Source organism: Fibrobacterota bacterium, assembly GCA_019509785.1.
Classification (GTDB): domain Bacteria; phylum Fibrobacterota; class Fibrobacteria; order UBA11236; family UBA11236; genus Chersky-265.
In genome coordinates this window covers 1-8787 of sequence record JAEKLQ010000015.1, presented here as the reverse complement: position 1 = coordinate 8787, position 8787 = coordinate 1, and the positions used below count along the sequence as shown (strand labels likewise).

General features: G+C 59.9%; 8 protein-coding genes. 4 read left to right on the top strand and 4 right to left on the bottom strand.

The window, feature by feature from the left end:
• From JF616_00530 to JF616_00515, 4 genes are all read right to left on the bottom strand, one after another.
• A partial coding sequence (locus JF616_00530) for a hypothetical protein (GenBank protein MBW8886212.1) occupies positions 1-1336 on the bottom strand: 1336 nt, incomplete at its 3' end.
• Complete coding sequence (locus JF616_00525) at positions 1333-2214, bottom strand: TIGR02147 family protein (GenBank protein MBW8886211.1); 882 nt, start codon at positions 2212-2214, stop codon at positions 1333-1335. The genes JF616_00525 and JF616_00530, both read right to left, overlap by 4 nt.
• Before the next feature lie 33 nt (positions 2215-2247).
• On the bottom strand, positions 2248-3594 hold the full coding sequence (locus tag JF616_00520; protein ID MBW8886210.1) for a DUF1080 domain-containing protein: 1347 nt from the start codon (positions 3592-3594) through the stop codon (positions 2248-2250).
• 231 nt (positions 3595-3825) lie between these two features.
• The gene (locus JF616_00515; GenBank protein ID MBW8886209.1) at positions 3826-5208 is read right to left on the bottom strand and encodes a hypothetical protein; all 1383 of its coding nucleotides are present in this window, start codon (positions 5206-5208) and stop codon (positions 3826-3828) included.
• Between the two features lie 832 nt (positions 5209-6040).
• Here JF616_00515 and JF616_00510 point away from each other — a divergent pair.
• From JF616_00510 to JF616_00495, 4 genes are all read left to right on the top strand, one after another.
• Complete coding sequence (locus JF616_00510) at positions 6041-6511, top strand: hypothetical protein (protein MBW8886208.1); 471 nt, start codon at positions 6041-6043, stop codon at positions 6509-6511.
• A gap of 32 nt (positions 6512-6543) precedes the next feature.
• The gene (locus JF616_00505) at positions 6544-7458 is read left to right on the top strand and encodes a hypothetical protein (protein MBW8886207.1); all 915 of its coding nucleotides are present in this window, start codon (positions 6544-6546) and stop codon (positions 7456-7458) included.
• 148 nt (positions 7459-7606) lie between these two features.
• On the top strand, positions 7607-8599 hold the full coding sequence (locus JF616_00500; GenBank protein ID MBW8886206.1) for a YncE family protein: 993 nt from the start codon (positions 7607-7609) through the stop codon (positions 8597-8599).
• A 3-nt stretch (positions 8600-8602) separates the two neighbouring features.
• On the top strand, positions 8603-8787 hold a 185-nt coding region (locus tag JF616_00495), incomplete at its 3' end, for an HAD family hydrolase (protein ID MBW8886205.1).

Below are 8787 nucleotides of genomic sequence, written 5' to 3'. Positions count from 1 at the left end.
GGGGTTTACCCGCGCTATCGGGCGGAAATACCCCGTAGTGCAAGGTGCCGTCCGGGTAGAGATGCAGCAAGCGGTCCCAGTAGGCGGCGCGGCTGGTATCCTTGTCGGCGAATTCGAAGATGCGGCCGCCCAGGCCATGCCCGGCCCGGAACCAGATGAGGACGGTGAAGGCTTCGGGATCGTCGAAGGCGAGCTTCGTTCCCGCGAATTGGGACTTGCCATCGAACTTCAGGGCGCTCCCGGCCACGCCGGCCTCGCTTGATCCCGAGGCCGTATAGCCCAGGGCCATCCCGTCGTTGCCCTGTCCGGACGCGTCGGCGAGGCGTCCTTTGTTGGCCGAGGGATCCTCGTCCAGATGCCAAGCTCCCGCGAAGCCGTCGGCGGGGGAGAAGACGTTCCCCGGTTTGGTAGCGAGCAAGGGACCGATGCCGCCGTAATCCCAGTAAAGGCGGATGAGCGTGGGCCTGTCCGCGTAAACCGTATCCATCCTTACCCATAACGCGGCCGAACCGCCTTGCGATTGGACCTCGCAGGGAAGTTCCGCGCCTTGCTCATTGGCGACCCGCAGGTCGGATCCGTCCTTGGCGCCAGACCCCAGGACGGAATCCGGCAAAGCGATTCGTATGGGGATTCCCGCCACGTTGGCGGAGAGCTTGGCGCCGGCGGGCCCCGCGTCCACGGTGAGCGCTACGGAGCGGCGCCAGGCCAGGAAAGGCCCGGAAGCCGAATCAACCGCCGAAGGTTGTACGCGCAGGTTCCAGGCGAAGGTACGGGGAGGCAGGCTGGAGGCGCTCCCGTAAACGAGGGAATCGATTTGGCCGGGAGGCAGGGAGTCCAGGCGGACCACCGAGTTGGAGGCGCGCACGGCGGCGCGGAAGGTGCTGCCGGGCAAATAGATGAACCCCGTCAGGGTATCGGCCGCTCCCTGCAGGGCGGCGGCGATGGAACCGGGGACACCGAGGGTCTGGGTCGGGATTTCAACCAGGGAATCCCCCGCCATGATACCTTCGGCGCGGGCGCGCGTGCCGTCTGAGGGGTCTATCGCTTCCACGTTGTAACGCCCCGATGCGACGTCCCGGAACGCGTATTTCCCGTTCGCATCCGTAGTCACCGCGGGCAAGGCCGCGGCCGAACGCGCATCGGCGGGAACGAAACCGTCCGGGACCAGCACCACGCGGGTGCGGGCGGCGGGGAGCCCGTCCAAGGTCTGGATCCGGCCGGTGAGGCCTTTGGACGGATTGCCAGTTTCCGACCCCGCCAGGCAACCGACGAGAACGGCCGCCGTCAGCGAGGCTGTCGCCAACAGAGAAGCCACCGACCTAATCCGTCGGCTCATGGCTTCTCCTCCGCGGGCAACTTGGAGAGCGGGAAGAACTGCAGGTTCAACTGGTAGACGCGATCCGGAGCCAGGAAGTTGCGCTCCAACGACAACAGCTTTTTGCGGAAGGAAACGATCTCTTCCTTGAGCATAGAAAAGCCTTCGGAGGTTAGGCTCAAGGTCAGGGTGGAGATATCGCGCACCCCGGCCTCATGGCGATCGATGGCCTCTTTCGCGAGATCCATACAGGCGATCTGGTACTGCGCGACGCTTACGGATTCCACTTCGGGTCCGGTGGTGATCAAGGGCTGGGCCTGCCGGTATCGCCCTTTCGCATCCTTGACGATGAGTTGGGCCTCTTCCAGCACGCGTACGGCCTTCTCGGCCTGCTCGGGGCGGATGGCCGGATCCAAGGCGCGCGCCAGGGCCGCGCAGTCCCCGCGGAACGGGGTCATGCCGATCAACTCCCGGACGGCGGTGTAATACCATTTGGAGTAGAACTCGAATTGGCTGGCCTGGACCTGATGCGCCTCGGGCTTGCGGAGCGCGAGCAGTCGCTCGAAGAAGATGCGTTTCTCCTCGACGGTGCGGGCCTCGTTGAAATCGACCAGGCCCTCGAAGTACTCGGCCTCTTTTTTCTTCAGCTTCATGGCCTCGGCGTAGCGCACGATCAGGCCCCGGCCCAAGCCGCGCTTTCCGTCGATGACGTTCTTCAGGTGGCCGGAGGAATTCACTTTCGCCTTGAGCGCGAAATACCGGTAGGAGAAGGCGGGATTCTTCCGCTTCTGATGTTCGTAATACGCCTTCAGGAAGCGACGATAATCGGTGTAATCGAAAACGGAAGGGGTTTCACCCCCGTCCTTGACCTCCGGTTTGGGCGGCGGAACCGTCGTCACGATTATCCTTCCAGTCACGAACGTGAGTGGGGATTACTGCGGCAGTTCTTTGAGCAGGATGTCCTTGAACACGATGGGTTGGCTCTCCGATTGCAATGCCAGGTATCCGCTCGTGACCGGTTGCGAGCCGTATTTAGGGTTGCTGATAATCAGGACCGGATTGGTAGTATCGGGCAATTGGTACACCTTGGTATCGCCCGTGATATGCACGTCCGCCTCGAGCGTAGTCCATACACCGGCCGCAGGCGCGGTTTTGCCAGAACCCGAGGCTTTACTGTCCTTATTGTTTCCGCAGCTGCCGGTATGGGTCGCGGTAACGGTCGGATTGACGAACTGGCTCATCTCGCATTCATTCGCATTCGTGCTGCCGCCGGCGCTGGGGGTGCCCAAGATCTGGATTTCGACGATGGGAGGGTATATCGGATCCCCGGTTACCTTGGCCGGATCGATGCCGAATATCATCAGGCCGGAATTGTTTTTTCCCCACGACGGCGGATTCGCTATCTGAGGGTCGAAGAAGCGATAAGTCACCCGGATGCGGTAGTTGGTAAGCGGCCGGTTGTAATACAGGAGCCCGCACTTGCATTTATCCCCGCCGTAACTCCCCGTAGCATTATCATAGGAAATGCGGATCCCGCCATTTTCCAGATCGGGCCTGAAGGTGCTGTCGGTGTTGACCCCGACCTTGGACAGATGGATTAGAGGCGTCCAGCCGGTGAGGTCCTTGCCGTTGAAGAGATTGACCCAGCCGTCCGCGGACGTAGCCGTCAGGGTCAAGTCGCCCAGATTGCCGGCGGTATAGCTGGTGATTTCCTTGGCGAGATCCTGATACCCCGTCTTCTTGACGCGCAACGTATCGACGGCGGCGGCCCGCTTCGCCGAGGCGACCCGCAGGGCCGGGGCGAAAACCGTCCCGGCCGATCCGGTCCCGGAATGGAAGAAGGGATGGGACACGGACTCCCCGCCGATCCGCATCCGTAGGAAATACAACCCGGCGTTCGCGCTCGCGGGCATGGCATCCGCCAAGGCGATGCGATGGCTGCCCGCTTCCAGGCTGCGATCGATGGAGCCTTGCAGCCGGCCGTCGTTAGCGAAGATCTCCAACCGCAGGTCCACACGATTGCCGATTTTCAGGGAAAGGAAACCGGCATCCAAATGGTAATCCAAGGCCGGTCCGCCCATCGGCGCGAGCGCGGTCGTGCCGAAAGAGAAGGTGCCGTCGGCGGCGGTTTTCGTGGAGGTTCCCTTCACCTTCAAATCCACGGTGGCATCGGCAACGGGGGCCCCGCCCGCCATGACCCGGCCCTTCAGATCGACGGTCTGCGCCTGCAGGATACCGACCGTAATCCCCGTAACGACACATAATATTTTGGCGTGCATGCTATCCCCCGATTTCCTATCCACTATCTTGGCCGACCCGGTTCTTGCCCGTCCCAAAAATGGTCTCTCGAACCAGAATCCGCATTAGGAAGCCGGAGAATACCGTTTCCATTCGAGAACTTCGGAATACCATCCGCCCTAGACGGTCGCGTTTATTGATTCAGGGTGGGCTTTTTGGCTAACAAAAGGCGCCGACGGAAAAACCGGCGGGGAGGTAACGGGGCTGCCCACTCAGGGCTGCGGCAGGAGGCGGGCCCGCAAGATTTTCCCTCCCGCACGGGTTTCCGCGAAGAGCCCGCCGGTATGTAGGTTCGGGTTTCTCCAGGTGTACTCCACCCATCCGGAACCCAGCGCGACGCCGGTCAGAACCGCTTCCGTGCGGCCGCGGCCGTCCACGATGCGGAGGATCGGGCATTCCGGGCCTTTCGCGCCGACGAAGCGGAAGCGGGCGAGCCCCCGCGCTCCCGGCAAAGCCGAAAGCCCCGGCGATACTGCCGGGGCGCGGTCCCGAAGGCCCGCGTCCTGGCCGGCCAGCATATCCAGGTAAGCCTTAGGCGCCGAAGAACCAGCCTTGTTCCGATAGGCGAAGACGTTTCCATCGATGCTGTTCACGACCAGGAATACGTTCCGGGAGGGAACGTAGCGCCAGCGATTGAAGGTTCCATCTTCCACCGCGGTTCCGGGGTTGGAGCCGGTCCCTGCGACGCTGGACCAGGTTTTGGTGTCCATGTTGAGGGAATACACGTCGGCGCCGCCGTGCCAGGCCACGAATTCCTCGGCGACCGGATCGTAATCGACGCCCGGATAATTGACCCCTGCCAAGGTAGCCGGTCCGCTGGCGTTGACCGCTTTCGCCGCGACCTTTCCCGTTTGCGACAGGTCGTAATATAAGGACAGGCCGCCTCCCAGACGCAGAAAAATGTTGCGTTTTGGATCAAAGGACGCGGTCTGATGATAGTTTCCGAAGGCATCGCTACCGCGGATGGTCCAGGTATCTTTCGCGGGATCATAGATGGACAGGCGGCCGAAGCTGTCGCCGGCTCCGTCCCAGATGACGGTTCCATCGGTAGGATTGTACGCGCTCACTACGCCGAGCATTCCATCAAGAGGGGTGTTCGCCCGCTTTTCCCAGGTCAGGGAGGCCATGTCGAAGGTGTAGGTCGTGGTGGTAGCATTGCCGGTGGGCCAGACCGAGCCGCCTTGGCTGAACATTTTGTCATAACGCGGAAGGTACTCGATCCCGTCATAAGTATGCACCGCGACGGGGGTGGCGGAAGGATCGGTAACGCGTTCCCAGGTGAAGGCGGCGATATCGAAAGCGTAGATTTCGTTCCCTTGGTAATCGTGATGGCCGCCGCCCCAAATCAACAAGCGGTCTCGCTTGGTGTCATAGACCCCGCTATTCCAGGCATCGATGATCTTCTCGGGGCCGTTACCATCGGGAATGGGGGTCGGGAGGACGTTCCGGATTTTGTTCGTGCAGGGAAGCTCCACCCACTGGCCCGGCTTGAGATCTTCGAGGGGGCCCGCCGTGGAGATCTTCGGTGAAACGAAGGCCAAGGCAGCCATCATGAATGAGGACGAGAAAGGTAGCAGTATGAATTGCCTAATCATATTTCACTTTCCTCCTCTTTCCGGACTCCGGAAGAATAGGCGGAGCCAGGGAGGCCGCGCAACCGCCGAGTAAAAACCGGCGGCTGTAATTGACCATATTAATTGGTAATTGGAGAGTCATGGACTACTCACTCGGTCTCGTCAGCCGGTTCAGTTGACGACTGCCAAATTCTATCAAAACCGGGGGTCATTGGCCATGACGACATTGGGCCGGAGAGCTTCGATGGCAGTCAGGCATCAAACAGAAAGGCTTCGGAACGAATCCTATCGGATTCGGTAGCGAGGGTCGCCGGGACGGCTTCCTTCGGATGATGGGAATACAATCGCAAACAGCGGCATCGCCATGGATAAATGAAACAATCCGGTCGCCCGCGGCAAAAATGCGACCAATCCCATGAAATGAAAAGCAGACCTTGAAAAATTTTTTTCCAAGTGCGATCGTAGGAAGTCCGTAACTGTTCCACGAATCGACCTCAAGCTCCTGCTCATGCGAGGCGTCGAAGTAAAGTCATGGATGCGATCCCCGTCGGCCATTTGGATCTTGGCATCAGATTGGCAGGCATGCCAGGAGGCATAGCAGTAAAGATTCTCAAAACATAGAATGATTATGGAATAATAGATAACGGGAGTATGGGTAAAAAAAGCTTAAAAAAAGCTAATTATTAGATTTTATGATTTATAAAAAATAAACAATTGTGGTTGAATTGATAACGATTTATTTGCTATCCTTTATTCAAGGCCGCTTCGTGCGGGTGTCATTCGGGCACCCCTCCTATGGGAATAGGGCTGCGCGGGGGTCTATGGGTTGCAAAACACTTCGAGAGGAAACGATATGAAAAGCATTCTCTACAGCGGATTAGTCTTGGGCGCCTTGGCTTTCGCCTGGTCGGATGAACCCGCCACGACTCCGAATCCGGAGGCGAAGGAAATCAAGCAGGACAAGAAAGAGATCCGCCATGACCGCAAGGAAGTAAAGCAGGATAAGAAGGAGATCAAGGGCGATAAAGAAGCGCTCAAGGATGATCGCCAGGAAATCAAGGCGGACCGAGCGGAGAAGAAAGGCGACAAGCAAGAGCTGAAGGAAGACAAGGCCTCTGGCGCCAGCGAAGACAAGCTGGAAGCGGATCGCGCCGAGGTCACGGCGGACAACAAGGATCTGAAGCAGGACGGGAAGGACGCGAAAGGCGATCACAAGGAGCTGCGCCAGGACCGCAAAGAGAAGCGTAAGGATCGCAAGGAGCTGCGCGCGGATCGTAAGGAGAAGCGCGAAGACAAGCATGAAGCGAAAGCGGAAGTCAAATAACGCTGCTCGCCGTTTTCGCGCTTCCTTTTCTGTTGGGGCTTCCTTCCGCCGGGGACACTGTTCCCGGGGTAGGGGAGCCTGATTCCGCCGCTTCGGATTCTTCCGAGTCCCCGCCCCGGCATCTCCGATTCTTTTTCGGCCAGGGCCTGGATTTCGGGCACGGCCGGAAATCGGAGAACGGCCTCCATCCCAAGGACACGCTGCGGCTTTCGCTGCGGCAATTCCCGGGCGCCGGCCGCTTCACCGAAAACCTCACCGCCGTTTCGGACGTAAGCGTACCCAAGCGGGATGTCCAAGCCACCGAAGCCCTTGCCGGTTTGCGTTACCGCCTGGGCGGGTTCTCCCTGGGCGGCGAAGCGGGATATGCTTACACACTGTACGTCTCCAACCGCGTAAACCGGGCCGTGAAACAGAAAGCCGCCGCATCTGCGGATTTCCAGGGCAATGCCGACATCTCCCAAACCTTTGTTTTCGACGCGGACAGCACCTGGGAATGGCGCATCGGAGGCGGGTACGAGGATATCGCAGGCAGCTTCCGGACCTGGAGCGGTAACACCACCGTTACCAAGACCCTGGGCGATTTCGAGTTCGCCCTGGAGGCCAGCGGCTACGACCAATCGCAAACCCAAAGCGTCCGGCAATGCACCGGCAAGAACGGCAATGGGAAGGCGTGCACGGATTCGGATTCCACTTCCAAGGTCCAGGGGATCGCTTCTGAGGCGGACGCCGACTGGTATCCCGGGGACCATGCGATCTCTTTGTCGGCGCGACTCGAATTCCCCTCGCAGCCCGCGTCGGCGCGCATCCTCACCTTGGGCGCGGGTTACGCCTATTCCTTCTTCGAATGGCTGGATGCGGGCGTCCACGCGCAATGGGAACGCGAATCCGGCGGCACGGCGCCGTACAAGTTCTGGCTCGTGGGATTGGGTGTCAGCGTAAACCTGTGACGCTTGGCGTTTTTCGTCCCGTAGCGCTTCGAACCGCATCCTTGCATAGAATGCTTTTTATGGACCGGTCCTTTTCCTAGTTTCCCCTGAACCTATGAGGCATGGTATGGCACGATTCCCATGGATAAGCGCAGGATTGATCCCCCTGTTGTCGACGTTGTCGGGCGCCGCGCCCGGTCCGGCTTACACAATCGCGAATAAGTTTCATCTGCCCGGCGATGGAAGATGGGATTTCCTGGCTGCCGATCCGGCCTCGGGCCGCGTCTTCGTTTCCCATGGCGACCAGACCCAGGTGATGGACGAACGCACCGGAGCCTTGCTGGGCGCTGTTCCGGACACCAAGGGCGTTCATGGCATCGCCCTCGCTCCCGAATTGGGGAAGGGATATATCAGCGGCGGGAAGGATACCGCGATCACCGTATTCGATCTCAAGTCCCTCGCGACTTTGCGCAAGGTTAAGGCTACCGGGATCAACCCGGACGCGATCCTGTTCGATCCTGCCTCCAAGCGCGTATTCGCTTTCAACGGGAAAACCAAAAATGCCACCGTCCTCGATGCGGTAACGGACAGCGTAGTGGCGACCCTCGCCTTGAACGGCAAGCCTGAAGTGGCCGTGGCCGATGGCAAGGGACGCATATTCCTGAACCTTGAGGATGCGGGGAAGCTCGCGGTACTGGACGCGAAGTCGGCCAAGGTCCTCGAGACCTGGTCGCTGGCTCCCGGCGAGGAGCCCAGCGGTTTGGCCATGGATACGGCGGCGGGAAGGCTGTTCAGCGTATGTTCCAACAAGATGATGATTGTGCTCGATGCCGCAACCGGCCGGCGGGTGGCAACGGTGCCCATCGGAACCGGCGTCGACGGGGTCGCCTACGATCCGGACTCGAAACGCATCTTCGCTTCCAACGGCGAAGGGACGCTGACCATTGTGCAGGCGGCGGACAAGGATCATTATTCCGTGCTACAAACGCTTCCGACCCAGAAAGGCGCCAGGACCATCGCTTTGGATCCGAAGACGCATCATTTGTTCCTATCCACCGCCGGATTCGGCCCCGCGCCCGCCGCTACGCCCGACAATCCCAAGGCGCGTCCGCCGTTGCTCCCCGACAGCTTCGTCATTTTCGACATCGCACCTGCGACTTAAGCCATGGCCGATCTCGTTTTCCTATTCGACGTAGACAATACCTTACTCGATAATGATCGCGTCATCGCGGACATGAAGGCATACCTCAAAGGCGAGGTGGGGGCCAGGCATGCGGGGCGCTATTGGGAGATCTTCGAACGTCTCCGCTCCAATCTCGGTTACGCGGACTATCTCGGGGCCTTGCAACG

Coding starts and splice junctions, on each gene's coding strand:
- JF616_00515 (MBW8886209.1), bottom strand. CDS start 5,208: ATGATTAGGCAATTCATACTGCTACCTTTCTCGTCCTCATTCATGATG.
- JF616_00510 (MBW8886208.1), top strand. CDS start 6,041: ATGAAAAGCATTCTCTACAGCGGATTAGTCTTGGGCGCCTTGGCTTTC.
- JF616_00520 (MBW8886210.1), bottom strand. CDS start 3,594: ATGCACGCCAAAATATTATGTGTCGTTACGGGGATTACGGTCGGTATC.